This is a genomic window from Roseibium sp., from assembly GCF_050301095.1.
Lineage (GTDB): Bacteria > Pseudomonadota > Alphaproteobacteria > Rhizobiales > Stappiaceae > Roseibium.
Window position 1 is genome coordinate 1 of record NZ_JBNKYW010000196.1, and the last position, 26,726, is coordinate 26,726.

23 protein-coding genes and 1 tRNA gene are annotated in these 26,726 nt (G+C 61.6%); 9 read left to right on the forward strand and 15 right to left on the reverse strand.

Annotated features, from left to right (window positions below):
- A partial coding sequence (locus tag ACQY7U_RS17785) for a M3 family oligoendopeptidase (protein WP_428647244.1) occupies positions 1 to 1,535 on the reverse strand: 1,535 nt, incomplete at its 3' end.
- 200 nt (positions 1,536 to 1,735) lie between these two features.
- Between ACQY7U_RS17785 and ACQY7U_RS17790 the strand changes: the two genes are divergently transcribed.
- A complete protein-coding gene (locus ACQY7U_RS17790; RefSeq protein ID WP_428647195.1) occupies positions 1,736 to 3,331 on the forward strand; it encodes a sigma-54-dependent transcriptional regulator in 1,596 nt (531 codons plus the stop codon).
- A gap of 232 nt (positions 3,332 to 3,563) precedes the next feature.
- Positions 3,564 to 5,336: a DUF882 domain-containing protein gene (locus tag ACQY7U_RS17795; RefSeq protein WP_428647198.1), complete on the forward strand. Its 1,773-nt coding sequence runs from the start codon at positions 3,564 to 3,566 to the stop codon at positions 5,334 to 5,336.
- Between the two features lie 70 nt (positions 5,337 to 5,406).
- Here ACQY7U_RS17795 and ACQY7U_RS17800 read toward each other — a convergent pair whose 3' ends face one another.
- The 3 genes from ACQY7U_RS17800 to ACQY7U_RS17810 form a co-directional block, all read right to left on the reverse strand.
- A complete protein-coding gene (locus tag ACQY7U_RS17800; protein WP_428647201.1) occupies positions 5,407 to 5,673 on the reverse strand; it encodes a DUF2312 domain-containing protein in 267 nt (88 codons plus the stop codon).
- 144 nt (positions 5,674 to 5,817) lie between these two features.
- Positions 5,818 to 6,114, reverse strand: coding sequence for a DUF1244 domain-containing protein (locus ACQY7U_RS17805; RefSeq protein ID WP_428647204.1), 297 nt, complete (start codon positions 6,112 to 6,114; stop codon positions 5,818 to 5,820).
- Positions 6,115 to 6,191: 77 nt separating this feature from the next.
- Positions 6,192 to 6,995 carry an N-formylglutamate amidohydrolase gene (locus ACQY7U_RS17810; protein ID WP_428647207.1) on the reverse strand — a complete coding sequence of 268 codons (804 nt, stop codon included), beginning with the start codon at positions 6,993 to 6,995 and terminating at the stop codon, positions 6,192 to 6,194.
- 378 nt (positions 6,996 to 7,373) lie between these two features.
- Here ACQY7U_RS17810 and ACQY7U_RS17815 point away from each other — a divergent pair, with 378 nt between their 5' ends.
- Positions 7,374 to 7,895, forward strand: coding sequence for a DUF1036 domain-containing protein (locus tag ACQY7U_RS17815; RefSeq protein WP_428647210.1), 522 nt, complete (start codon positions 7,374 to 7,376; stop codon positions 7,893 to 7,895).
- A complete protein-coding gene (gene pyk, locus ACQY7U_RS17820) occupies positions 7,892 to 9,328 on the forward strand; it encodes a pyruvate kinase (RefSeq protein WP_428647212.1) in 1,437 nt (478 codons plus the stop codon). The genes ACQY7U_RS17815 and pyk overlap by 4 nt, the downstream gene beginning before the upstream one ends.
- Positions 9,329 to 9,440: 112 nt before the next feature.
- On the opposite strand, the gene ACQY7U_RS17825 is transcribed toward pyk, so the two are convergent.
- From ACQY7U_RS17825 to cpdR, 4 genes are all read right to left on the reverse strand, one after another.
- Positions 9,441 to 10,091 (reverse strand): tetratricopeptide repeat protein, encoded by a 651-nt coding sequence (locus ACQY7U_RS17825; RefSeq protein ID WP_428647214.1) that lies wholly within the window; start codon positions 10,089 to 10,091, stop codon positions 9,441 to 9,443.
- Between the two features lie 174 nt (positions 10,092 to 10,265).
- Entirely contained in the window at positions 10,266 to 10,391 is a 126-nt protein-coding gene (gene ykgO / locus ACQY7U_RS17830) for a type B 50S ribosomal protein L36 (protein ID WP_006932207.1), read from the reverse strand.
- A gap of 151 nt (positions 10,392 to 10,542) precedes the next feature.
- Positions 10,543 to 10,617 (reverse strand) — tRNA-Val (locus ACQY7U_RS17835).
- A gap of 136 nt (positions 10,618 to 10,753) precedes the next feature.
- Positions 10,754 to 11,113: a cell cycle two-component system response regulator CpdR gene (cpdR, locus tag ACQY7U_RS17840; protein WP_148582983.1), complete on the reverse strand. Its 360-nt coding sequence runs from the start codon at positions 11,111 to 11,113 to the stop codon at positions 10,754 to 10,756.
- Positions 11,114 to 11,623: 510 nt separating this feature from the next.
- Between cpdR and ACQY7U_RS17845 the strand changes: the two genes are divergently transcribed.
- Both ACQY7U_RS17845 and hisN read left to right on the forward strand, forming a co-directional pair.
- Complete coding sequence (locus ACQY7U_RS17845; RefSeq protein WP_428647247.1) at positions 11,624 to 12,487, forward strand: N-formylglutamate amidohydrolase; 864 nt, start codon at positions 11,624 to 11,626, stop codon at positions 12,485 to 12,487.
- A 280-nt stretch (positions 12,488 to 12,767) separates the two neighbouring features.
- Positions 12,768 to 13,574, forward strand: coding sequence for a histidinol-phosphatase (hisN, locus tag ACQY7U_RS17850; protein WP_428647217.1), 807 nt, complete (start codon positions 12,768 to 12,770; stop codon positions 13,572 to 13,574).
- 9 nt (positions 13,575 to 13,583) lie between these two features.
- Here the strand turns inward: hisN and ACQY7U_RS17855 are convergent, their stop codons facing one another.
- Positions 13,584 to 14,660: an alpha/beta fold hydrolase gene (locus ACQY7U_RS17855; protein ID WP_428647220.1), complete on the reverse strand. Its 1,077-nt coding sequence runs from the start codon at positions 14,658 to 14,660 to the stop codon at positions 13,584 to 13,586.
- Positions 14,661 to 14,790: 130 nt separating this feature from the next.
- Positions 14,791 to 15,204 (reverse strand): hypothetical protein, encoded by a 414-nt coding sequence (locus ACQY7U_RS17860; RefSeq protein ID WP_428647222.1) that lies wholly within the window; start codon positions 15,202 to 15,204, stop codon positions 14,791 to 14,793.
- A 277-nt stretch (positions 15,205 to 15,481) separates the two neighbouring features.
- On the opposite strand from ACQY7U_RS17860, the gene ACQY7U_RS17865 reads away from it, so the two are divergent.
- On the forward strand, positions 15,482 to 15,928 hold the full coding sequence (locus tag ACQY7U_RS17865) for an Hsp20 family protein (RefSeq protein WP_428647225.1): 447 nt from the start codon (positions 15,482 to 15,484) through the stop codon (positions 15,926 to 15,928).
- Between the two features lie 163 nt (positions 15,929 to 16,091).
- Here ACQY7U_RS17865 and ACQY7U_RS17870 read toward each other — a convergent pair whose 3' ends face one another.
- The 5 genes from ACQY7U_RS17870 to ACQY7U_RS17890 all read right to left on the reverse strand — a co-directional run bounded on the left by ACQY7U_RS17870 (position 16,092) and on the right by ACQY7U_RS17890 (position 19,913).
- The gene (locus tag ACQY7U_RS17870) at positions 16,092 to 17,150 is read right to left on the reverse strand and encodes a threonine aldolase family protein (protein ID WP_428647227.1); all 1,059 of its coding nucleotides are present in this window, start codon (positions 17,148 to 17,150) and stop codon (positions 16,092 to 16,094) included.
- Between the two features lie 45 nt (positions 17,151 to 17,195).
- The gene (locus ACQY7U_RS17875; RefSeq protein WP_428647229.1) at positions 17,196 to 17,780 is read right to left on the reverse strand and encodes a DoxX family membrane protein; all 585 of its coding nucleotides are present in this window, start codon (positions 17,778 to 17,780) and stop codon (positions 17,196 to 17,198) included.
- Between the two features lie 41 nt (positions 17,781 to 17,821).
- Positions 17,822 to 18,610, reverse strand: coding sequence for a DNA-binding domain-containing protein (locus ACQY7U_RS17880; RefSeq protein ID WP_428647232.1), 789 nt, complete (start codon positions 18,608 to 18,610; stop codon positions 17,822 to 17,824).
- Complete coding sequence (locus tag ACQY7U_RS17885) at positions 18,607 to 19,509, reverse strand: DUF692 domain-containing protein (protein ID WP_428647234.1); 903 nt, start codon at positions 19,507 to 19,509, stop codon at positions 18,607 to 18,609. The genes ACQY7U_RS17880 and ACQY7U_RS17885 overlap by 4 nt, the downstream gene beginning before the upstream one ends.
- A 104-nt stretch (positions 19,510 to 19,613) precedes the next feature.
- Positions 19,614 to 19,913 (reverse strand): DUF2282 domain-containing protein, encoded by a 300-nt coding sequence (locus ACQY7U_RS17890; protein WP_428647237.1) that lies wholly within the window; start codon positions 19,911 to 19,913, stop codon positions 19,614 to 19,616.
- A gap of 619 nt (positions 19,914 to 20,532) precedes the next feature.
- On the opposite strand from ACQY7U_RS17890, the gene gltB reads away from it, so the two are divergent.
- Positions 20,533 to 25,266 carry a glutamate synthase large subunit gene (gene gltB / locus ACQY7U_RS17895; RefSeq protein ID WP_428647239.1) on the forward strand — a complete coding sequence of 1,578 codons (4,734 nt, stop codon included), beginning with the start codon at positions 20,533 to 20,535 and terminating at the stop codon, positions 25,264 to 25,266.
- 87 nt (positions 25,267 to 25,353) lie between these two features.
- Positions 25,354 to 26,726: glutamate synthase subunit beta (locus ACQY7U_RS17900; RefSeq protein ID WP_428647242.1), on the forward strand; the 1,373-nt coding region annotated here is incomplete at its 3' end.

Here is a 26,726-nt window from a genome sequence, read left to right on the forward strand (position 1 = left end):
TAGCCCTCGCTCAGCCTGATCGCCGGCCCGAGGCTTTCTCCCTGGACGGAAAGCCACAGCTCGCCGATCCTGTCGGCGGTCAGCTCGCCGTTGCGCCGTTCGGAGTGGACCTTGCGTTCGAAGGTGTAGAAGGCGATCTGCCGCACCACCGTGTTGATCATGTCTTCCGCCTTGGAAGCCAGCATGACCTTGCGTGTCTGCGGGTCGCCCGCTTTTGCCAGCAGCGACTTGAAAGTCAGCATCTCGCCGAAGACGCTGGCGGTTTCGGCAAGCGTCAGGGGTGTCGGCGCCATCAGAGGCCCGTTGGGTGCGGCCAGCACCTGGTGCACACCGTGGCCCAGCTCATGGGCGAGCGTCATGACATCGCGAATCTTGCCCTGGTAGTTGAGGAGCACGTAAGGATGCGCGCTCGGCACCGTCGGATGGGCGAAGGCGCCCGGCGCCTTGCCGGAGCGGGCCGGGGCGTCGATCCAGTTCCTGTCGAAAAAGCGGCCCGCGATTTCCGCCATGTCGGGCGAAAAGGCGTCATAGGCCGACAGAACCGTACTTTTCGCCTCCTCCCAGGGGATCACCCGCGTGTCGGCGTCCGGCAGCGGCGCGTTGCGGTCCCAGGTGTTGAGCTGGTCCATACCGAGCCATTTGGCCTTGAGCTTGTAGTAGCGGTGCGACAGGCGCGGATAGGCGTCCCGGACGGCACTCACCATGGCATCGACCACCTCGCGCTCGACGCGGTTGGCCAGGTGCCGGCTGTCGGCAATATCGGAGAAGTTCCGCCAGCGGTCGGAAATCTCCTTGTCCTTGGCCAGCGTGTTGGTGATGAGCGTGAAGGTCCTGAGGTTCTCCTTGAAGGTCTTTGTCAGGGCCTGCGAGGCATTGCGGCGGGTCTCGGGCGACGGGTCCACAAGCAGGTTGAGAACCTGTTCGATGGGCAGTTCCTTGCCGTCGACCTCGAAGGACAGCGAGGCCATCGTCTCATCGAAGAGGCGGTTCCAGGCCCCGGCGCCGGTGACCGATTTCTCGTGGAACAGCTGCTCCACCCTGTCCTCGAGCTGATAGGGCTTGTCCTTGCGCAAGTCCTCTATCCAGGGACGGTAGTGGCCCAGATGCTCGTCTTCGAGCGCCGCATCCATCACAGCGTCGTCGATCTTGTTCATCTCCAGAGCAAAAAACAGCAGATGGGTGCTGGCGGTTGTGATCTGCTCCTGCACGTCACCATAGAATTTCTGCGATGCCGGATCGATGGTGTTGCCCGAATAGACCAGCCCGGCGAAGGAAATCAGCCGGCCCATCAGGTCTTCCAGATCCTCGTAAGCCCGGATGGCGGTGACCAGCGCGGGCACGTTGTCGCGCGCCAGTTCCGCCAGCCGCCCCCGGTAGGACGTCTCGAAGGTTCGTGCCCGTTCAAGGCTTTCCTTCAGATCCGCCGTCACTTGCGGTGCATCGACCGCCGGATAAAGGTCCGTCAGATCCCACTCCGGCAGGTGTCCGAGTTCGGCGGACGCGGTTGACTGAGGCGCAAAGACAGGACGCGGCATCGTCGGCATGTTTCTCTCCGGTGGGCGGTTGCCTTCAAAAGGCAAAGGGAAGTCGGGTACTGGAAGAATTAGTAGGCCGGGCCAGTGCCGCGCCGCAATTGAAAAGATGAAACTTTTTTGCCCCGGCTTGGACGATTTATTTACCCAATTGCGAACAGAATGGCCCGAAACGAGACAAACGCACCGGAACCAGACGGCCCATGCAAGCACTCAGCGGTAAAATCCTCATTGTCGACGACGACCCGATCCAGCGCCGGCTCCTGCAGGAAGCCGTCAAGAAATTCGGGTACCGGTCGAAAACCGCGGAAAACGGTGCCGAAGCGGTCCAGATCATGACCGGTCCGGAAGCCGGTGAGATCGACCTGATCATTCTGGACATGGTCATGCCGGAGCTTGACGGTCTCGGTGTTTTGCAACGGCTGCGCAGCGACAAGAACGCAACCCCTGTCATCGTCCAGACCGCCCACGGCGGCATCGATACCGTTGTCAGCGTGATGAACGCCGGTGCTCAGGACTTTGTGGTGAAACCCGTCGCTCCGGAACGGCTCAACGTCTCGATCCGGAACCTTCTCAAGACCTCTGCGCTTGAAGGCGAAATCACTCGGTTCCGCAAACAGGCTTCCGGAACGCTGACCTTTGCCGACATCATCACCCATTCGGCGGCGATGGAACGGGTGATCAATCTCGGCAAGCGCGCCGCCGCCTCGAATATTCCGATCCTGATCGAAGGGGAAAGCGGCGTCGGCAAGGAAATGATCGCCAGCGCCATCCAGGGTTCCAGCGACCGCAAGTCCAAGCCGCTGGTGACGGTCAATTGCGGCGCCATTCCGGAAAACCTTGTCGAATCCATCCTGTTCGGTCACGAAAAAGGCGCCTTTACCGGTGCCGTCGACAAGCACATCGGCAAGTTCCAGGAAGCCCATGGCGGCACGCTTTTCCTTGATGAGGTCGGTGAACTGCCGCAGGACGTCCAGGTCAAGCTGCTTCGGGCCATCCAGGAAAACGAAATCGACCCGATCGGCGCCAGGCGCCCGGTCAAGGTTGATTTCCGCCTGATTTCGGCAACCAACCGCCGCCTGATCGATCAGGTCAAGGAGGGGGTGTTCCGGGAAGACCTCTACTACCGTCTCAACGTGTTTCCGATCTGGATTCCGCCGCTGCGTGACCGGCGGGAAGACATTCCGGCCTTGACGCGGCACTTCCTGGCGCGCTTTGCCGCCGAGGAGGGCAAGCCGCAAGTGGCAGGCGTCACCGCAGACACGCTGGCAATGTTGCAGGCCTACCATTGGCCCGGGAACATCCGGCAACTGGAAAACGCCGTCTTCCGGGCGGTGGTCCTGTGCGACGGAGCGGAACTGACCGCCAACGACTTCCCGCAGATTGCCGCCGCCACCGAAGCACCTGCGGTCCCGGCCGCTGCGCCGTACGAACCTGGTCCGGCCTCCGTTCCTGCGAGCGCCGCGCAGGATCCTCACCTGAGCCCGGCGCAACCGGCCGCCGCCATGCCTCCGGCTCACGCGGCTGCCGCACCGGTTGCCGCGCCGCCGCCTTCGCATCTGCCCTCGCATCAGGGGTTCGAGCAGGCCGCCCCCTTCGGCTTTATGCGCAACCTGGACAAGGACGGGCACGTCCGCAAGCTTGCCGATATCGAGGAAGACCTGATTCGCGCCGCGATCAACCACTATTCCGGGCGTATGACGGAGGTGGCCAAACGGCTGGGGATCGGCCGGTCCACGCTCTACCGCAAACTCAAGGAATACGGGCTGGAGGAAAGCGGCAACGACGCCGCCGCCTGACTTGACGCAGATCATGGCAAATCCGGAGTATCCGCCGCATGACTGCGGCGAAACTCCGGATTTTTCGCTTAAGAGAAGAAAAATGCCCGTCTGCGCTTGCACCGTTGCATTTCTGCCACGATTATCACGCAAGTGGAATTAGGGTAAAAACTTCTTAACCTGCTGCGGCTAGTCTTTATCTCTGCTGGGGAGCATGGGATGGGTAAAGCCATCAAAAACGGCGAGACAGATTTTGCGTAAACGGTTGATTGATTTCGACGCCGTCGGTTGGCTGAAGCGCGTTGCGGGAACGCTCGGCATTCTGGCCGTTGCCTCCGTCTGCCTGACCGCCGCCGCGCAGGCCGAAACCCGGTCGCTCAATCTCTTCAACGCCCATACCAAGGAACGGGTCACGATCACGTTCAAGAAGAACGGTCGCTATCTGCCGCAAGGCCTCAGGCAGGCCAACCAGTTCCTGCGTGACTGGCGCCGCAACGAAGCGACCAAGATCGATCCGGAACTCCTTGATCTCGTATGGACGGTTTACCAGAAGGTCGGAGCGAGCAAACCCATTCACGTAGTGTCCAGCTACCGCTCGCCGGCAACGAACAACATGCTGCGCAAGCGGTCCCGCGGTGTGGCGAAAAACAGCCAGCACACGCGCGGCAAGGCGATGGACTTCTTCATTCCCGGCGTCAATCTTGCCAAACTGCGGGCCACGGGCCTGCGCGAGCAGGTCGGCGGTGTCGGTTACTATCCGACCTCCGGTTCGCCTTTCGTGCATATGGACACCGGCAGGGTCCGCCATTGGCCCCGCATGAGCCGCACCGAACTTGCCAAGGTCTTTCCGAACGGCAAGACACTGCATATCCCCTCGGACGGCAAACCGCTCGGCGGCTACAAGATCGCCCTTGCAGAAGCCAAGTCCGGCAAGAGCAGTTCTCCTGCTCCCACCATCGTCACCGCCAGCAAGAGTTCCGGCAGCAGGAACACGCTCAGCACGCGGAACCAGGACCTGAGAAATCCGGGTAAACCGACCCCGGTGCGGGCGAACGACGACAAGCCTTCGGGAGGTGGCAACTTCCTTGCCAGCCTGTTTGGCACCGGAAACGATCGCAAGGATCAATCCGGACGCGCCGGCGCGGTGAGCAACACGGCAACGGCGGCAGCGGCCACGGTTTCTCCCGTCATCGACAATCCTCCGGTCCCGGGGCGCAAGGTTCTCGACACCGGACCGGCAGCCCCCACGGTTTCCGATCAACCGATTGCCGTTGCCAGCGCCGCACCGCAGCTGAAGCCACAGGCAAGAACACAGCTTGCCTTTGCCGCTGCAAACGCTGCCCCGGCCCCCAATACGCTTGACGCGCAGCGCGTGGCGCTTGAAACGGGGCAGCCTGCGCCGACGAACCAGGCAATCGATTCCAGGTTCCAGGCTGCCCGCACTCCTGCGGCAAAGCCCAACGCAGGCCTGAGCGAAGCCGCCAGGGTCGCAGCGGCCAACCTGGGGCTGGAGGAGACTGTTCCCGTTCCGGGTACCGCACCTGCCGACAACGCAGTGGCGGCCATCGCGGCGGCGACAGGGACTTCCATCCCGTCTCCGATGCCCGCTCCGCGCCCCGAGACGACACTTGCCTATGCATCCGCGGGAACGGCACCTCAGCCGCTGAGCCGCTCGCTGCAACCCTCCGCCACCGCGCAGGCCCGCAAGTCCGCGAGCGAAGCGCCGACACGTGCCCAGGCCTCCGTTTCCGGGCGCATCCCCCGGGACCAGATCATCGACCCCCTGGCAGGGTTTGCCAGCCTGCCGGACAAATCCGAACCGGCGCTGCTTTCGGGAGCCGGTTCCACACGGCACAGGGCGTTTGCCTGGCTCAGCCACCCCAACCAGCGAGCCCTCAAGAACGTAATGACGCCGGGCAACCGCTTCGTTTCGGCAAGCTTCGACACGAATCCTTACGGCGGCTTGCGTACGGACCGTTTCGATGGCCCCGCCGTGGTGATTTTGCCGGTACGCTTCGCTCGGTAATCCGCTTCACCTGTCGAAACAAAAAGAGCGGCCCGGGAGCCGCTCTTCTTTCGTCAGTTTCTGCCTGACCTCAGCTTTCGGGGCCTGCCGGGCCGGCCATGCCGAGGGCGTGCAGGTAAAGGTCCAGAACGGCCTCTTCTTCCTCACGCTCATGCGGCTGCTTCTTGCGCAAAGACACAACCTTGCGCAGGATCTTCACGTCGTAGCCGTTGCCCTTGGCTTCGGCGTAGACGTCCTTGATGTCATCCGAAATGACCTTCTTTTCTTCTTCCAGACGCTCGATACGCTCAACGAAGGCCCGCAGCTGGTCGGCTGCCACTCCACCCGGATCGGACATGAATGCAATTCTCCTGTTTCATCTGATATGTGTGTGACCGTAGTGGCGGGAAGAAGCGGGTCTCCGTCACCCCGGTCGTTGAAGCTGCCGTGCCAGACTCGACGGAAGCCGTCAAGCAAGGTCCGGCGAATTCGTGGGGGCGGCCTAGTGCTGAGGCCGGTTCTTTTCGAATGCTGCCTTCTGCTCTTCGCTGGCTTCGCTCTGATGCTTCGCCTTCCACTCCTCATAGGGCATGCCGTAGACGATCTCCCGTGCCGCGGCCTTTTCCAGGTCGAGGCCCTTGTCCACCGCTGCGTCCTGATACCAGTTGGACAGGCAATTGCGGCAGAAGCCCGCCAGATTCATCATGTCGATGTTCTGCACGTCGGTCCGGTTGCGAAGATGTTCCACCAACCGCCGGAACACGGCCGCTTCCAGTTCGGTTTTGGTCTGCTCATCCATACGATGGCCTCCTTGTCCTGCGGCCGCCGGAGGCAGCCTTCAATACCGTTCAGGCCGCTCCCGGCCGTCAGCCTGTCTCAGTCGCAACGTGACTTGAAATGCCGGATCTGCCGGCACTCCGGCCTGGCAGCGATTTCCCGCATGACCGGTTCCAGGCGGTCCGCCCAGTCCAGGGCGCCTGCCTCGTCGGCGATCAGGTCCTGACGCAACTCCAGCAAGGCGTGCGCCAAGCCGCGGCTGGTTGCGTGCTTGTACATTGTGTCGTTTTTGAGAGCCCCGTCATAGGGCTCATTGTCGCCGACGATCAACCCCTCCTGGCCCCGGAGGCCGGCCAGCAGCGGCGTAACCGCCCTCGGATCGCTGTCCCAAAGCACGGTGACATGCCAGGGCCGCGGCACACCCCGCCAGACGGGGGTAAAACTGTGAATCGAGAAAATCACCGGCGGCGCGCCCGCTGCAAGCATCTGGTCCAGCGTGCCGTCGATCAGGTTGTGATAGGGCTGGTGAAACTGCCTGATGCGATGCATCCGCTCTTGCGCATCCACCCGGGCGTTGCCCGGCACGACCGCGCCGTCCGACAGGCGCATGACCAGCGTCGGGTCGTCCTCGCCCCGGTTCGGATCGATCAGCAGGCGGGAAAAGGTCGACAGGCAGGCAGGCGCATTCAGCCGCCGCGCCAGTTCCAGCGTGACGGCCCGCGCACCGATGTCGTATCCGATGTGCCGTTCGAACTGTTCCGGCGGCACACCGAGGTCGCCATAGGGCGCCGGAACCGTGTTGCGCGCGTGATCGCACAAGAGCAGGATGCCCGACTTGAGGTCGCCATAGATATATTCGGTCGGTTCGAAGGCCTCACCGGCCGCAAGTGCTGTTTCTGTCATTTTTTCTTCGTGGAAAGTCACCGGGCGCTGGAAAGCGCCGGCGCACAGGTTTACGGCAATCCGGCTCCGGAACCAAGTCTGAATACGCAGTTTAGTGCGCCTGGCCCGAAATCCGCCGCGCTGGCTCCAACCGAATTGCCTGCCGCTGGGATATCAGCTTTTTTATCAATACCGGACATGGGGCGCGGAGCGGTTATCGACGGCTAAATCAGTGCAGTTGCGCCACGGCCATGTTCCCGCCCCATTTCTGGCCACATAGGAGTGAGGCCGATCTTCCGGATGAAATAATCGGAAAATTTCAAGCGACAAGGTTGGGCGAAAGCACTCCTGATTCCGTTAACGGCGTTGACAAGACACGCTTGTCCACGCAAAAAGCGAATGTCTGTCAAGCAGCAAAGTGAACGACTGCATATGTTTGAGGTTGGGGAACGGTACCAGAACTGGTTTCGGGCATGCATGAACGCGCCCTTGAACGCCATCTGTGCCGCTCTTTTGACCCTGCTGCTTTTCCCGGCAATCAGTAGCGAAGCAAGAGCCGACCTGAGGCTCTGCAACAAGACCGAAAGTCAGGTCGGCGTGGCCATCGGCTACAAGGACAAGACCGACTGGGTTACCGAGGGATGGTGGAACCTTGCCTCGAATTCCTGCGAAACGCTTGTCCCCGGCTCTTTGGTGTCACGCTACTACTACATTTACGCAGTTGATTACGACCAATCGGGCGAATGGGGAGGCCGGGCGTTCATGTGCACCCGGGAAAAGGAATTCACCATTCGCGGCATCGAAGACTGCGTGGCCCGGGGCTTTGAACGAACAGGCTTTTTCGAAATAGACACGGGCGAGCAGAGCAGTTGGACGGTCCAGCTGACCGAGCCTGTGCAACAAGGAACAGGTGGGCGATGAGGCGAAACCGGCGAGTAAAGATTCTAGCAACTCTCGGACCCTCCTCCTCAGAACTGGACATCATTGAAGAACTGTATCGCGCTGGTGCTGATGTGTTCCGCATCAACATGAGCCATACGGATCATGATCGTCTGAAGATGCTTGTCGAACGCATCCGTTCTGTTGAGGAGAAACTAGGCAGACCGATTGGAATTCTGGCCGACCTGCAGGGACCGAAGCTGCGTGTCGGCACCTTCGCCGAAGGTCCGGTCATGCTGGAGAACGGCGCAAACTTCACACTTGATGCGGACACTTCAGGCGGCGACGTCAACCGCGTCCATCTTCCCCACCCCGAAATTCTCGAAGCTCTGGAACCCGGTCACCGGCTTCTGCTGGACGACGGCAAGATCCAGCTCAAGGTCGTCGAGGCCAGCAAGACCAAGGCCATGACCGAAGTCGTCGTCGGGGGCAAACTGTCCGACCGCAAGGGCGTCAGCGTTCCCGATTCGGAAATCGCCACCAGCGCGATGACTGAGAAGGACCACAGGGACATCATCGCGGCACTCGAGCAGAACGTCGACTGGGTTGCGCTTTCCTTCGTGCAGCGCCCGGACGACCTCGCCGAGGTCCGCAAGATCACCCGTGGCCGCGCCGGTGTTCTGGCCAAGATCGAAAAGCCGCAGGCCATCGGCCGGCTGGACGAGATCATCGAATTGTCCGACGCGATCATGGTGGCCCGTGGCGACCTTGGCGTGGAAATGCCTCTGGAACAGGTTCCTGGTCTGCAGAAGCGCATCACGCGTGCCTGTCGGCGCGCCGGCAAACCGGTGGTGATCGCAACCCAGATGCTGGAATCCATGATCACCTCGCCGGTGCCGACCCGCGCGGAAGTCTCCGACGTCGCAACCGCGGTGTTCGAGGGCGCCGACGCGGTCATGCTGTCGGCTGAATCGGCCGCCGGCAAGTTCCCGGTCGAAGCCGTTTCGACCATGGACAAGATTGCCCATCAGGTCGAGCAGGACAGCAACTTCCGCAACATCATCTACGCTCAGCGGACCGAACCGGAAGCCACCGGCGCCGACGCGATCTCCGCCGCCGCGCGCCAGATCGCGGAAACGCTCAACCTTGCTGCCGTGGTCTGCTACACCACTTCCGGCGCAACGGGCCTGCGTGCGTCGCGCGAACGGCCGTCCTGCCCGGTGATCGTGCTGTCTCCGGTCATGGCAACGGCACGCCGCCTGTCGCTCGGCTGGGGCCTGCACTGCGTGGTCAGCGAGGACGCAGCCAACGAGGAAGACATGATCGACCGTGCCTGCCGGATCTCCCACTCGGAGGAATTTGCCAAGCCGGGCCAGCGGATCATCGTGACGGCCGGCGTGCCTTTCGGAACACCGGGCTCCACCAACATGCTGCGCATCGCCTTCGTCGGCAGCGACGGACAGGGCGGTATTTGACGGTCTAATCGGTTGAAAGAACGAAGGCGGCCGACCGGCCGCCTTTTTTCTTGCCCGGAATGCACAATGTCGAGGGAAACAACCAGCAGCGGCAGCTCAAGCAAGAGCCCTCTTACGCCGCCTCCCCGGCCGCGTCCTTTTCCAGATCCTTGATCGCCTTGAAGGCGTTTTCCAGACTTGGATTGATCTTCAGCGCCTGCTTGAAGGTCTCGAGCGCCTCTTTGTCGAACCCGAGCCGCCGCTGGATGATCGCGAGACCCGAGAGCGCACCCCAGTGGCGCGGTTCCAGCGCGAGCGTGCGTTCGATATCGACCAGGGACTTGGCGAAATCCTGCCGCATGTAGAAGACGGTTGCCCGCCGGTTCCAGCCCTCCGCGAAGGAGGGCTTCAGCGTCACCACCACGTCCAGAAAGTCCAGGGCAAGAGCCGTGTCATCGGCCTGAATGGCCTTGCCGGCCTGGGACATCAGCACATTCACCGTGTCGCTGCCGGACTCCAGCCACATCATCTGGATTTTGCGAGCGATCTTTTCCGCCGCTTTGGGCGACTCCGCCTTGGCAAGATCCGAATAGAGCTCGTCCAGGCGGGACTGTTCCTCATGCGGATCGGCTTCTTCGACAACAACCTGGCCGCCTTCTTCCGGCAGATCCTCCGGCAAAGGATTGAAATCCTCCGCCGACGGCGGTTCGGTTTCCGGACCGAGATCGGGAACAGGCTGCGCGCCCGCCAGGGCCGCAGTCAGGAAAAAAGGAATGGCAAACACAAAAATCCGCATCCAACGATTATGGATCGTTGAATGCGGTGGTCAATCCGGGAAACTGACACATCTTCGTGCAACTCCGCGCCTGATAACCCGAAGCTTCCGGAATCGAACGCCCAAGCGCTTCTCCGGAAACGGTTTTTCAGATCTTCGGCGGCGCGGTGCGCAGCAGCAAGATTAACCCTGACGAGCCTTGAAGCGCGGGTTTTTCTTGTTGATGATGTAGACGCGGCCTTTGCGGCGAACCATGCGGTTGTCGCGGTGGCGAGTCATCAGTGCTTTAAGCGAATTCTTAATCTTCATGTCACTGTCCCCCGAAAGGGTCCTGCTTCCTTAAACCAAATGAGCGCCAAAGGCGCTCATATTCTTTTCGGCCTACCCCGAAGAAGCTGCATCTTCATGCGCCAGTCTTCAGATCAACCTGCGCTCCCGAACCCGTCAAGCAGCGCAATAATGGTGGGCGTGACAGGGATTGAACCTGTGACCCCTTCGATGTCAACGAAGTGCTCTCCCGCTGAGCTACACGCCCGAATTTCTCGGTAGTCCGGCGCCCCAGCGCCGTGGTGGAGTGCGATATAGCGGGGATCGACAAACTGTGCAACCCCCTTTTCACCGAACCGTCAAAATTTCCTGAGCCCGGTTCAAACTCCCTGTTGATGACTACCTCAGGCAGCCAGCATCCGCTCCACTTCCTGGACCAGGTCCTTGAGATGAAACGGCTTTGACAGCACCTTGGCATCTTTCGGTGCGTCCGATTCCGGGTTCAGGGCCACGGCGGCGAAGCCGGTGATGAACATCACCTTGAGGTCCGGATCAAGCTCCGTCGCCCGGCGTGCAAGTTCGATCCCGTCCATCTCAGGCATCACGATATCCGTCAACAGAAGAGAGAACGGTTCCTCGCGCAGTCTTTCGTAGGCGCTTTTTCCATTATCGAACGACACGACATCATGCCCGGCATTTTCCAGCGCCTTGGCCAGAAAGCGGCGCATGTCGTTGTCGTCTTCGGCAAGCAGGATTCGCGGCATCGTAAGCGACCAATGTCCTCTTGTTGTTATGGCGGCTTGAGCATCATGCCCGCTTTCCGATGAACGCAGACTTGATACTCGAACAATTTGGAATCGATCAGCTACCGGAGTTTCAGCCGGCAACGATTGAACATTCGCTGATCTGGTGTTCCCTATTGCCGGTTATAGCTCGAATTCCACAGAATGATAGGGAGAATTGGTTTTCCCGATCCGGCCGACCGCACCAGTTGTTTACGCCGCTGACACGCATGCCTGCTCCGACCCTATGAACTCTGCGGGCCCGCAGGCATCGCGCAACGCACAAACCGGCTTTTCCACACTCCTTCGGCGCAGCCCTGCGCACCGCACGGCGGCACCCCGTTCACGATTCCCGCCTGTGCTTTTGAACATATGCCTGTGGACTGCGTGTGAATTCCTTGGCACGATAGGGAACCATCATACGGGATACTGCATTTGACGGACGATAAGCAGCCCTCCTTCGCGACACCTTACGAGCCCGACTTCAACGGCTTGCCCGCTTTCGACGTATTGTGTCCCGCCGATCAGCGCATTCCCTTCGTCTTCAATTCCCCCCATTCCGGCCGGCAGTATTCCAAGGACTTCCTTGCGTCCTCCCGTCTCGATGAAACCTCGATCCGCCGGTCCGAGGATGCTTATGTGGACGACCTGTTTTCCCACGTCGTTCCCCTGGGCGCCCCGCTTCTGCGCGCGCATTTTCCGCGCGCCTATCTTGATGTGAACCGGGAGCCCTACGAGCTCGATCCGAAGATGTTCGAGGGCCGGCTGCCGTCCTACGCGAATATCCGTTCGATCCGGGTCGCGGGCGGCCTTGGCACGGTGGCGCGGATCGTCAGCGAGAACCACGAGATCTACCGGCACAAGCTTCCGGTCGAAGAGGCGCTCAGCCGGGTGGAGGAAATCTACAAGCCCTATCATTCCACCCTCAGGCGGCTCCTGGCCCAGACCCACGTAACCTTCGGATACGCAGTCCTGATCGACTGTCATTCCATGCCGTCCAGTGTGAAGTGCCAGACCACCGACACCCGTCCGGACTTCATCCTGGGTGACCGATACGGAACGAGCTGCAGCAGCGAGCTGACGGAGTTTGCCTGCGGCGTCCTGAAAAACATGGGCTACCGCGTCTCACGCAACAAACCCTATGCCGGCGGCTTCATCACAGAGCACTACGGCCGGCCGGCCAGCGGACTGCATGCCCTGCAGATCGAGATCAACCGCGGTCTCTATATGGACGAGACGACCCACGAACCGTCCGCCGGGTTCAGTGATCTTTTCCATAACCTGCGGGATTTCGCCCGCGAGCTGACGGCCATGCCCGATGCCGCGCTGCCGGCTGATTCCATCGCTGCCGAATAATCCCCAGCCTGCCTGCCAAAAAAAAAGAGGCTGCGCTCTTGCGAGGCGGCCCGAGTCTAGGGAGGAAACGCCCAAGAAGGGCGGCGCGACAGAATATGCCGCACCGCAATAAAATCGCATCGCACCGCACAAACGTCAAGCCCGGGCACGCGCGCCCCTGAATAAACAATGGGCAATTTTGACGGTTTGCAGATTCAATTTTTGGCAGAACCGGCTATACAGGCATCAAATCCGAAAGACTTTTGACAGTTGCGCGGCCTTCGCGCGGCGGAGAGGACCCATGACGTCAGCGCCCCAGTTCAGTTCCAACGGCTTTGCTCCTTTCCTCGAGACGCTTGCGGATGCGGCCAGCAAGGCCATCATGCCGCATTTCCGTCAGGGTTTTGCCGTCGACAACAAGTTCGAGACCGGCTTCGACCCTGTGACAATCGCCGACCGGAACGGCGAAACAGCCATGCGCACCCTGATCAACGAAACCTATCCGGATCACGGTATCCTGGGTGAGGAACACGGGCCGGAGAAACTGGATGCGGACAATGTCTGGGTGCTCGACCCGATCGACGGCACCCGCGCGTTCATCACCGGCCTGCCGACCTGGGGCACCTTGATCGGATTGCGCACTGCCGGCAAACCCAGCCTCGGCATGATGGTTCAGCCCTATATCGGCGAACGCTTCGCCGGCGATTGCAAGGCTGCGTGGTATCACGGCCCCCTGGGAACACGGCCGCTGAAATCCCGGTCCTGCAATGCCCTGAAGGACGCGACGATCTTCACCACCACACCGGCGCTGTTCACGCCTGCCGAGCGCAGCGCCTTCGACCGGATCGAGGCGGCGGTGCAATTGTCGCGCTACGGCACTGATTGCTATGCCTATTGCATGGTGGCAGCCGGGCACGCCGATGCCGTGATCGAAACCGGCCTGCAGGCTTATGACATCGTTGCACTGGTGCCGATCATAGAAGGCGCGGGCGGTGTCGTGACGACCTGGACGGGCGGCTCTCCGGCAGAGGGCGGGCAGATCCTTGCCTCCGGCGATCCGCGCCTCCACGATCTTCTCCTGAGGGACCTGGCGAAGGCGGCCGTCTGACGGTTAGTGTCAGATCCGGGCCCGCTTCAATTCCTGCTCGGCTTCCAGTCCCGGAACGAAGGCATCGAAAGCGGCCCAGAACTGGTCGCGGAAGATGTCCCGCTCCATCATCAGCTCGTGGGCGGCGCCTGCAATTTCCACGTAGGCGGCCGCCTTGGTCCTGGAAACGAAATCCTCGATCACCGGTGTCGAAACAATCCGGTCCTCGCCGGCGGCAAGCACAAGGCAGGGCAGTTTCACATTCGGGCCGGCGTCCCGCCGACGCAGCGCCAGCATGGTACGGGCGGCCGCGTTCAGCCAGCCGAGGGTCGGCGCGCCGATGCCCAGTTCCGGAGCGGCTGTCAGCACCTTGTTGAAGCGTTCGAAACGCGCCTGATCGGTGGTCTGCCGGTTGCCGTCGAACGGCACGAATAACTCCCTGTTACCGCCGGGAATGGTCAACCGTCCCAACCCGGCCAGGGCAGCCATCCGTGCGACCGGAAACCCGATCCGCTCGATCAGCGGTGCAGACCTCGCCTTGATGACCTTCAGGGGAGGCTGGCCATACAGGCCGAAGGTCAACACCCGCAACACCTTGCGGTAGACCTCTACCAGCCCCGGCGACCAGGAGCCGGTGGGAAGGCCCAGCAAAGGCGCGGTCAAAACCGCCCGGTCCAGCATCGTCCTGAGCCGTTCCGTGTCTGACAGAAGCACGAGCGCCCCGGTGGAATGGGCCAGAGCAAAATGCGGCCCCGGATAGGTGGCCAGCGAGACCTCCTTCAGGACGGTCCTGAGATCCAGCCGGAATTTCCGGAAGTTGGAGACATGCCCGCGTTTGGGGTTGCGCGTCAGTCGCTGCGATCCGCCCTGGCCGCGCCAGTCGAAGGTGACCACCGCAAAGCCACGGGCGCGCAGATCCTGAATGACCTCGAAATACTTCTCGATGAATTCGGCGCGCCCATGCAGGAGCGTGACCGTTCCACGGCGTTCGGTACCGGTGGAGGCGGGCCAGTGCGCGTAGCGGATGCTGACGCGGTCCGGCGTGTCGATGAATCCGGACTGCGCGCCTTCCGGGACCGGATTTTCTGGAATGTCGATCAGGCTCATGGCGATCCGATTCTCGTCAACCTGTCCCTGTGATAGCTGTCTTGACACCGCCTCACAACAAACTTCAGGCCGGCTCATGATGAAGCCGGCCCGGAAAAGTTTGGTAAATCGCGGGCGCTGGTGCCAACGCTTACCAGCGGTTCTGCCAACCCCAGCCGCCATGCCGCGGGCGGCTGCGAACGATATCAGCAGTTCGGGAATCGACCACCAGACGCATCGGAATTCCGTTCCAACCCTTGGCATTCACGATGAACATCGGGCCGCGCCGGTCGATGATCCGGATCCGGTGAAAGCCGCGGTGGCGCAGGGAGCGGCGGATCTGGCGCGGGCCCATTGTGTGTCGGCGCCAGTCGCGCCGGTCGTGACGGTCCCAGCCGCCGCGGCGGCCGCGATGATCGACTTTCACCACGAGTTCGGATGCCGGAACCTGGAACTGAAGGCCGGCGGCCTGGGGGGCGGCGGAAGCCGTGGACACAAAGCCTGCGGACACCAGAAGAATGGCGCCTGCGATCGGGGCGGACAATTTCGAAACCTTGGCAAACATCTTGGATCTCCTGTCTTCGCCGCCAGCGCTGTGCTGACGTTGAGAAGAAGATGCCCCAAGCCACTTGAACCCTGCCGGAAGACCCTGTTCATGTGGCGTTCAGCTTCCGGGCCGATGGGCGTGCCCGGTCCCCTTGAAATGGAAAACGCCAGTTCCCACCTTTTCTCATGCAGGCGCCGATGACGGGTCTGCACCGCGATCCGGTCCCGCCAATGACGGGGGACAGGGATGCGCAAATTCAGTGAAGTATCCGTTGCTCAAAGAGAGGACAGACAAAATGCGTCACTTCGACTTTTCTCCGCTTTACCGGTCCACCGTCGGGTTCGACCGGCTTTTCTCCATGCTGGACTCCGCCAGTGGCGACACGCCCAGCTACCCGCCCTACAACATTGAACGGACTGGCGAAAATGCCTACCGCATCACGATGGCCGTCGCCGGGTTCACCGATGACGAGCTCTCCGTGGAAGCCAAGGAACACGTTCTGACCATCAAGGGCGAAAAATCGGAAGAAGACAGCGACCGCGAGATCCTTTATCGCGGCATCGCGTCGCGCACCTTCGAGCGCCGCTTCCAGATCGCCGAGCATGTGCGCGTGGAAGGCGCCAGCCTGGAAAACGGCTTGCTGCATGTCGATCTTGTCCGCGAAATTCCCGAAGCCATGAAACCGCGCAAGATCGAGATCACTTCCGGCACGGCCAAGCAGATCGAATCCACGGCTCACTAAACCGGTCCCGCATCTGCGGTACACGCTTCCGGGCGCCTGGGAAACCAGGCGCCTTTTTGGTTTTGGGATGCAGCAAGCTGATTTGGAGCGGGCCCCGGATCTGCGCTGCGCTTGTCCGGGATGACACCCTCATTTCAACCGTTCCCGCATCGCAGAACCTTCCTCAAGCCGTCTCCGAAAGCACCTTCAGGAAGGCATCCACGTCGTCCTGTGTGGTCGCGAAACTCGTGACCATGCGCAGGCAGACTTCGTCATCCTTCGGCGCGAGGTTTTCCGAAAGGCCCTTGGCCGGCCATTCGTAAAGCTTGGCGCCGGCAGCCTCCAGGGCCTCGAACTGGCTGCGCTTCAGGATCGGAAAGAGTTCATTGGCTTCCACCGCCCAGGCGGTGCGCCCACCCTGAGCCCGGATGCCTTCGGCGAGCTGCGAGGCCATGGCGTTGGCGTGAGCGGCGGTTGCCAGCCAGCTGCCATCCTCGAAATAGCCGTCGAACTGGGCCGCCACGAAACGGCTCTTGGAGAAGAGGTGACCGCCGCGCTTGCGGAAGTATTCAAACTGTTTCGCGGCTTCCGGATCGAAGAAGACGGCCGCCTCCGCGCACCAGCAGCCGTTCTTGGTCGCGCCGAAGGACAACACGTCGACCCCGGCCTTCCAGGTCATTTCGGCGGGCGTGGTGCCGAGCGTTACGAGCGCGTTGGCGAAACGGGCGCCGTCCATGTGCAAGGGCACGGACCGGGACCGCGCCACCTCCTTGATGGCGGCGATTTCATCAAGCGTGTAGACGGTGCCGCTTTCGGTCGCCTGACTGATGGAGACGGACGCTACTTGGCCGTGATGGACGACGCCATCCGGGAACGCCGCCATGGCCTCGCGCAATTGATCCGGAGTGTATTTGCCGTCGGAACCGGAAATGCCGACCAGCTTGTTGCCGCTGGTCATGAATTCCGGGCAATTGCATTCATCGACATGAATGTGGCTGTCGCGATGGCAGAAAATGGCGCCGCCAGGCTTGGCAAGGGCGGCCAGAGACAACGCGTTGGCGGCCGTGCCGGTCGCCACGAAAAAGACGGCAACCTCGCGCTCGAAGATGTCGTTGAATTTTCGGGAAATGCTGTCGGTCAGCGGGTCGGTGCCATAGGCGGGCGAGAACCCGGAATTATGGCGGGAGAGCGCCGACATCACCGCCGGAGCCGCACCCGCCCAATTGTCGCTTGCAAAGTTCATGCTCCGGTTTAATCAGCTCGCCCGACAACCGGCAACATGATTTTCTCAGTAGTACATTTCCCGCTTGCGGTAGTAGCGGCCGAGCAGCCAGTCGAGCGAAACCACGCCCGGGCCTTTCAGCGCCGGAACCAGTAGCACGAAGATCCACAAGAGCCGGTCGTCGGAGATAACCGCATAGGGTTCGCCGTCGAACAGCGCGCCGATGGTTTTCGCATCCACGCCGTGCCCGTAGATGTCGACATAACTCATGACGATAATGAAGACGATCATGCCCAAGCTGGCGAATCGCGTGAATAGGCCAAGGACAACCAGAACCGGCAGGACAAACTCGCCCCAGGTGCCGAGAAGTACCATCAGACCATAGGGGAAGAAGGCAATCTGGCTGGTGTCGTAGCCGACCTGTTCCATCAGCTTGGGCAACATCTGCGCATAGGCACCGGCGGTCGGCGTAAAGATGTTCATGATGTTGCCGCCGATCTTCGTGAGCGCGGAATTCCAGAAGAACTGGAACAGCACAGAAGCAAAGATGAAACGGGCAGCCAACCCCAGAAACCAGCCGTCGGTGAGCCGTTCGAGAGCCCCGAAAACCATCGAATAAAGTCTGACGAAAAATCCGATCAAAACACCCATAAAGTCCCCCTACACGGTTGGTGGTTGTGGCGGGTTGAATATTATCCGTTTACTTGCATTTCCGTGAAAGCGCCACTCGAAAGGCACTCCGACAGGCAATCGGCCAGGGCGAATTCCGCGCAATGCGCCTGCGCGGCCGCAGCGGCCTCACCGAGGCTTTTTCCCTCGAACAACTCCGACAGAAACCGGGCCGCGCCCGGCCTTTGCAGATAAAGACCGACTTCCAGGTCCGGCCGTGTGACCAGAATGTCCTGAGAGTGCGTCAGTTCGATATCAGGTGCGGCCTCTTGGGTAGGAAACCTGTTGGCGCGTATGAGGTCCCAGACCGGCCACTGCGAGACAACCACCCGTGCGGCCGGATGTCCGGTGAAGGTCACCGCCCCCACCCGGTCGGGCGGCACCGCCCCGAGGGAGGCGGGATCAAGTGCGGGCGCATCCGCCGCGTGATAGGCCTCCGTCCAGACCCATTCCACCCGCGCCACATCCGCCAGATAAGGATAGGCTTCCAGGGGCGGGAAGGATTCAATGAAATCGGCAAAGCCGGCGCCATACCAGATCAGCACCGGCGAGACCGGCGGGTGGCGGATCACGAAGGTCCGTGCAAGCGCCTTGAAATAATCTTCGCCAAGCAGGTTCACAATCGCCGGGAACGTCTGTTCCAGAGCTTCGCAAAGGCTGACCACGACGTTGTTGCGATAGACATTGAACCGCTTCGGCGCGAGCTTGCCGTCCGGTCCGACCAGACCCGGCGGTGTCGCGGCCTCCGAATCGAGCAAGGCGGCCGCGAAGTCCGGCAATCCCGGGTCTGGAAGACGCTTCGGGACAGTCATCGCATTCCCGCCTGCAGGCTGCGCGCCTGCACGCTCCGCGCCAGGACTCGATCCGCAGCCCGGGCTTCGGCCAGCAAGACCGGCCACGCCGGAATGTCGTTGTCCCACTCGATCAGGGTCGGCAGCGGACCGTGCGCCTGAACGGTGGTTTCATAAAGCTGCCAGACGGCTGCATCGACTTCCCTGTCATGGGCGTCGATCAGCAACGGCCGCCCGGCGTCGTCGGTGTCGGGTGCATGGCCGCCCAGATGGATTTCACCGACCTCGGCGACAGGGAATTCCGCCAGATACGCTTCAGCGGAGCGCTGATGGTTGGTTGAGGAGACAAAGACGTTGTTGATGTCGAGCAGAAGTCCGCAGCCGGTGCGCCGCGTAATTTCCTTCAGGAACTCGATCTCGCTCATGGTGCTTTGCTCGAAGGCAACATAGGTCGACGGATTTTCCAGCAGCATCTGCCGCCCGGTCGTTTGCTGCACTTCGTCGATATGGTCGCAGACCCGGTCGAGGGTTGCCCGGTCGTAAGGAACCGGCAGAAGATCGTTGTAATAGGTGGTGTCATGGGTGGACCAGGCCAGATGTTCGGAGAACAGGCCCGGCTCGTACCGTCTGATCAGTCCGGCCAGACGCTGAAGATGGTCCTTGTCGAGAGGCCCTTCGCCGCCGATGGAAAGGCCGACGCCATGAAGGGACAGCGGATAGTCGCGCCGGATTGCCTCAAGCTGGCGGTGCGGCGGTCCTCCCGCACCCATGTAGTTTTCGGCATGGACCTCGAAGAAGCCGATCTCCGGCCGGGTTTCCAGGATGTCCGCGACGTGTTCCGGTTTCAGACCGGCCCCTGCACGCGCCGGGACACCGGCTTCCACGCGCTTATCCTGTCGGGAGGAGATCTCGGACAACATGGTTTTATCCTGTTGGGAGAAGCGAAAATCCGGCAGGCGGCCGTTTGTCCGCCTGCCCGAATTAACAACCGGGCGATGCCCGTCATGCCGGTGCCGGAGCGGCGTCAGGCTTCCGGCAGATCGCGTTCGAGTTCGGTCAGGGAGCCCTTGCGGCCACCCGGCAGTTCCATGGTGACGCAAGTGCCCTTGGGAACCAGCGTCCAGGCATTGCCCTGATAATCGACGGTTGACGTTCCGGCGCAGGTCGTGCCTGCACCCGCCTTGCAGTCGTTCTTGCCTTTCAGGGAGACCCCGTAGCATTTTTCCTTCGCCTGCGCCTGCGCCGGCACGGTCGAAGACAGACCGGCAACCGCGGCGGCAACGGCACCGGCAACAATCGCTGACGTCATGGCCTTCTGCTTCATCTCGAACTCCTCTCGTCGAATTTGAAAATCCTGAATCGATCCGGCGCCTGTCCTAAACAGCGCGGTACATCTGGTACTTGCGCATTTTGCCGATAAATAGGAAATCAAACGGCTGTGACCAATTTGCGAGCTTGAGCGGCGGCCCGCCTGCACAAAGTTTAACACACGCAAGAATCTTACATAAATCCTTTCCAAATCGACCGTTCCGGACGATTGGCACTTTCGGCGCGAACAATTATAATGCGCGCGGCAAGAAACACTCTTGCTCCCGGGGAAGAAATCTGTCATGTTCGCGCCGCCTGAAATAGGACAGGGATACTGTCCCAATTGTTGCGGTGACACTGACCGGACAAGGCTGCCGGAGCAGGAGCAACAAACAGGCTGACCATTCGAAGGTCCGGGGCGGATCTTCGGGACAGCGGAACAAAATGTTCCGGCAGCGGTGGACCCGCTGCGTCAATGCGGCGGCTTGTTTTGGGAAGCCGGCGCGGTAATACAACGACAGAGCCGGGGCAGCCAAGCCAGGGTTCACCGAGCCGCATTCTTGATGGAATGCGACCCGAACGGAACCGGACGCTTTAAAACCTAGGCGGCACTGGGGTTAACAGTGAGGGCGCACATGACGAAAATAGAGCTGACGACCAGCACAGCCATGCAAGCCGGAGGCGTGGACACGAAAACCACCGCCACCACCACACTTGCGGATCGACTGAGCACGGCCGCCGACAAAGGGCTCTACAATCCGTCGCGCGAACACGATGCCTGCGGTGTCGGCTTCATCGCCCACATGAAAGGCGAGAAGTCCCACAAGATCATCTCGGACGGCCTGCAGGTTCTGGAAAACCTGACCCACCGCGGCGCTGTTGGCGCGGACCCGCTGATGGGCGATGGCGCGGGCATGCTGGTGCAGATCCCGCATGCCTTCTTCGCTGAAGAAATGGAAAAGGCCGGCACCCCGCTTCCCGAAGCCGGTGACTATGGCGTCGGCTTTCTGTTCATGCCGCAGGATGCACAGCTCAGGGCAAAATGCGAAGAAATCGTCGAACGGGTCATCAAGGCGGAAGGCCAGGAGCCGATCGGATGGCGTGACGTTCCCGTCGACAACGCCTCTCTTTCCAAGTCACCGGACATCGCGGCAACCGAGCCGGTCTCCCGCCAGGTCTTCATCCGCAAGGCCAACGGCGACGACCAGGACGCTTTTGAGCGCCGTCTCTATGTCCTGCGCAAGGTGATTTCCAACACCGTGCGCGCCGAAACGGATGCGGTCGAAAAAGGCTTTTATATCGTTTCGCTTTCCAGCCGCACCATCGTTTACAAGGGCATGTTCCTTGCCTACCAGCTCGGTGCCTATTACGCCGACCTGAAGGACGAGCGCTTCACCTCGGCCCTGGCCCTGGTGCACCAGCGCTTTTCCACCAACACCTTCCCGTCCTGGGACCTGTCGCATCCCTACCGGATGGTGGCCCATAACGGTGAAATCAACACGCTGCGCGGGAACGTCAACTGGATGGCCGCCCGCCAGGCGTCGGTTTCCTCGACCCTGCTCGGCGACGACATTTCAAAACTCTGGCCGATTTCCTACGAAGGCCAGTCGGACACGGCCTGCTTCGACAACGCCCTGGAATTCCTGGTCATGGGCGGATACTCGCTTGCCCATGCTGCCATGATGCTGATCCCGGAAGCCTGGGCCGGCAACCCGCTGATGGACGACAACCGCCGCGCCTTCTACGAGTACCATGCGGCCCTGATGGAGCCGTGGGACGGCCCGGCCGCAGTTGCCTTCACAGACGGCCGCCAGATCGGCGCGACGCTGGACCGCAACGGCCTGCGTCCGGCCCGTTACATCGTTACCGACGAAGACTTCGTCATCATGTCTTCCGAAGTCGGCGTGCTGCCGGTGGAAGAGGAGCGCATCGTTCAGAAATGGCGCCTGCAGCCGGGCAAGATGCTGCTGATCGACATGGATGAGGGCCGCATCGTTTCCGACGACGAGATCAAGCGTCAGCTGTCAACGGCCAACCCTTACAAGGACTGGCTGCACAAGACCCAGATCGTCCTGGAAGACCTGCCGGGCGTGCGCCAGCGGGCACCGGTCGCCGGCGAAAGCCTGCTCGACCGCCAGCAGGCCTTCGGCTACACCCAGGAAGACATCAAGCTTCTGATGACGCCCATGGCCACCGTCGGTCAGGAAGCCATCGGCTCGATGGGAACGGACACGCCGATTTCGGCGCTCTCCGACAAGTCGAAGCCGCTTTACACCTATTTCAAGCAGAATTTCGCGCAGGTCACCAACCCGCCGATCGACCCGATCCGCGAAGAGCTGGTGATGAGCCTGGTCTCCTTCATCGGACCGCGTCCGAACATCTTCGACCTTGAGGGCCTGTCGACCTCCAAGCGTCTGGAAGTGCGCCAACCGATCCTGACCAACGAGGACCTGGAAAAGATCCGCGCCATTGGCGATATCGCGGACAACCAGTTCTCGGCCAAGACGCTGGACATCACCTACAATGCCGAAAAGGGCGCCGCCGGTATGGAAGGCGCGGTTTCGGAACTGTGCGAGCGCGCCGAGAAGGCCGTCCGCGACGGTTACAACATCATCATTCTGTCCGACCGCCTGATCAGCCGGTCCCGGATCGCGATCCCGGCCCTGCTGGCAACCGCGGCTGTGCACCATCACCTGATCCGCAAGGGTCTGAGGACCTCCGTCGGTCTGGTGGTGGAAACCGGTGAAGCCCGCGAAGTACACCATTTCTGCGTGCTGGCCGGCTACGGCGCGGAAGCGATCAACCCCTATCTCGCCTTCGAGACCCTGCTTTCCATGCACATGGAAATGGACTTCCCGGAAGAGGTGGACCAGGACGAGGTCGTCTATCGCTACATCAAGTCGATCGACAAGGGCATCCTGAAGGTCATGTCCAAAATGGGCATCTCGACCTACCAGTCCTATTGCGGCGCGCAGATCTTCGACGCGGTCGGACTGTCGTCCGATTTCGTGAAGAAGTATTTCTTCGGCACGGCCACCATGATCGAGGGCATCGGACTCGACGAGGTTGCCGAGGAAACCGTTTTGCGGCACGCGGAAGCCTTCGGCGACGTAGCAATCCTGAGCCGGTCTCTCGAGGTCGGTGGTGAATATGCCTACCGCACCCGTGGCGAAAGCCACATGTGGACGCCCGATTCGGTCGCAACGTTGCAGCATGCGGTCCGCTCCAATCTTCCGGAGATGTACCGCGAGTTCGCCAAGCAGGTGAACGAGGGCAGCGGCCGCTATGCGATCCGGGGTCTCTTCCGCATCAAGAGTGCCGATGAACTCGGCCGGACCTCCATCGACATTTCCGAAGTGGAATCGGCGGAAGACATCGTCAAGCGGTTCGTTACCGGCGCCATGTCCTTCGGCTCCATCTCGCGCGAGGCCCATACGACGCTCGCCGTTGCGATGAACAAGATCGGCGGCAAGTCGAACACCGGCGAAGGCGGCGAAGAACCGGAGCGGTTCAATCCGCTGCCCAACGGCGACATGAACCCGCAGCGGTCAGCCATCAAGCAGGTGGCCTCGGGCCGGTTCGGCGTGACCACGGAATATCTGGTCAACTCCGACATGATCCAGATCAAGGTCGCCCAGGGCGCAAAGCCCGGAGAAGGCGGTCAGCTTCCGGGGCACAAGGTCGATGCGGTGATCGCAAAGGTGCGTCACTCCACGCAGGGTGTCGGCCTCATCTCTCCGCCTCCGCACCACAATATCTATTCCATCGAGGACCTGGCGCAGCTCATTTACGACCTGAAGAACGTCAATCCTGCCGCCGATATCTCGGTCAAGCTGGTGTCGGAAGTGGGTGTGGGCACAGTTGCGGCCGGCGTTGCCAAGGCCCGCGCGGACCACATCACCATTTCCGGCTATGACGGCGGAACGGGCGCTTCGCCGCTGACTTCCATCAAGCATGCGGGCAGCCCCTGGGAGATCGGCCTGGCCGAAACCCAGCAGACCCTTGTGCTGAACGGCCTTCGTTCGCGCATTGCCCTGCAGGTGGACGGCGGTCTTCGCACCGGCCGGGACGTCATTGTCGGCGCCTTGCTCGGCGCGGACGAATTCGGCTTCTCCACCGCGCCGTTGATCGCGGCGGGCTGCCTGATGATGCGCAAGTGCCACCTCAACACCTGTCCGGTCGGCATCGCCACCCAGGACCCGGTTCTGCGCAAACGCTTCAAGGGCACGCCCGAGCACGTCATCAACTACTTCTTCTATGTTGCCGAAGAAGTGCGCGAGCTGATGGCCGCCCTCGGTGTCGCCAAGCTCGACGAACTGATCGGCCGGTCGGACTTCCTCGACAAGGAAGCGGCCATCGACCACTGGAAGGCAAAGGGCCTCGATTTCTCCCGCATCTTCTTCCAGCCGGAAGCAGCCCCGGAGGAAACACGCTGGACCGCCCGCCAGGAGCACCCGATCGTCGACATTCTCGACCGCCGCCTGATCGCGGCCGCAGGGCCCGCGCTGGAAAGCAAGGAACCGACGGTCATCAACGAGACCATCTGCTCGGTCGACCGTTCCGTCGGCGCGATGCTGTCCGGCGAGATCGCCAAGCGCTACGGCAACAAGGGTCTCAAGAAGCCCGACACCCTGAAGATCAACCTGAAGGGCACGGCGGGCCAGGCCTTCGGTGCCTTCGTGGCGCGCGGTGTGACGATCGACCTCGTGGGCGATGCCAACGACTACGTCGGCAAGGGCCTTTCCGGCGGCAAATTGATTGTCCGCCCGCCGGAAAACACCCGCATCGTCGCGGAAAACTCCATTATCGTCGGTAACACCGTGCTTTACGGCGCGACCGAGGGCGAATGCTACTTCCGCGGTGTCGCCGGTGAGCGCTTCGCGGTCCGCAACTCCGGTGCCATCGCCGTTGTGGAAGGTGTCGGTGACCACGGCTGCGAATACATGACCGGCGGTGTCGTCGTCGTCATCGGCCAGACGGGCCGGAACTTCGCGGCGGGCATGTCGGGAGGTATCGCCTATGTGCTCGACGAGGACGGAACCTTCGGCTCCCGCTGCAACCTGGCCATGGTCGAACTGGAGCCGGTCACCGAGGAAGACGACCTTCTGGAAAAGCTGCACCACCATGGCGGCGACATCGAGCACAAGGGCCGTGTGGACCTTTCCTGCGACATGACCCGCCACGACGACGAGCGCCTGCGCCAGATGCTGGAGAAGCACAAGGAACTCACCGGCTCGACCAAGGCGAAGGCGATCCTGGAGGACTGGGCCACCTACCGGCCGAAGTTCGTCAAGGTCATGCCGGTCGAATACCGGCGTGCGCTTGCGGAAATGGAAGAGCAACGTCTCGGCATGGTTGCCGCCGAATAACCCGGCAATTGACATCATGGCTCTCGGCCGCCCCGGCGGCCGATTGCAGCCACCTTGAAAAGATGCATAGAGTTTGAGGAGGTCGCCTTGGGTAAGGTAACCGGATTTCTGGAAATCGACCGGCAGGAACAAAAATATCAGCCTGCTTCTGACCGTATCCGCCATTTCCGCGAGTTCACCATTCCGCTGAACGAAAACGACGTTGCCAATCAGGCAGCGCGCTGCATGGATTGCGGCATTCCGTTCTGCCACGGCCCCCAGGGGTGTCCGGTCAACAACCAGATCCCCGACTGGAACGATCTGGTCTATCAGGGCGACTGGGACATTGCGCTCCGGAACCTGCATTCCACCAACAACTTCCCCGAATTCACCGGCCGGATCTGCCCGGCGCCCTGCGAGGAAGCTTGCACGCTCAACCTGGAAGACATTCCGGTCAACATCAAAAGCGTTGAACAGGCGATCGTCGACAAGGGCTGGGAGCAGGGCTGGATCGTTCCCGAACCTGCCTCCACCAAGACCGGCAAGGCAGTCGCCATCATAGGCTCCGGACCTGCCGGCCTGGCCGCTGCCCAGCAGCTCGCGCGGGCAGGCCATACGGTGCATGTCTACGAACGGGAGCCGAAAGCCGGCGGCCTGCTGCGCTACGGCATTCCGGACTTCAAGATGGAAAAGCATTACATCGACCGCCGGGTAGACCAGCTCGAGGCCGAAGGCGTGACGTTCCACTATGGCGTCAACGTAGGTGTGACCGTCAACCTGGAAGAACTGGCCGAACGCCACGATGCGGTGATCCTGTGTGCCGGTGCCGAGCGTCCGCGCGATCCGGGCATCTCCGGCATGGACCTGGAAGGTTGCCACTGGGCAATGCCCTACCTCGTCCAGCAGAACCGCCGCGTCGGCGGCGAGTCTGAGGGCGACGAGGCCCCGATCTGGGCCGGCGGCAAGCATGTCGTCGTGGTCGGCGGTGGCGACACCGCCTCGGACTGTGTCGGTACCGCGTTCCGCCAGGGCGCGCTTTCCGTCACCCAGCTCGACATCCGGCCGATCCCGCCGCTGAAAGAAGACAAGCTGACCGTCTGGCCGTACTGGCCGACCAAGTTCCGCACTTCCTCCTCGCAGGCGGAAGGCGCTGAACGGGAATTTTCCGCCGCAACGCTGGCGCTCGTGTCCGAAGACGGCAAGGTGACCGGCGTGAAATGCGCCCGTGTGGACGAAAAGCGCCGCCCGATCGAGGGAACGGAGTTCATCCTGCGAGCAGATCTCGTGCTGGCCGCCATCGGTTTCTCCGGTCCGCTGCTCGAGACGTTCATTGCCCAGGCCGGCGACAAGCTGGAGCTGGATGGCCGCACCAACGTGAAGGCCAACACGGACGACTACAAGACCAGCATGGACAAGGTGTTTGCCGCCGGTGACGTGCGCAAGGGCCAGTCTCTCGTGGTCTGGGCGATCCGCGAAGGCCG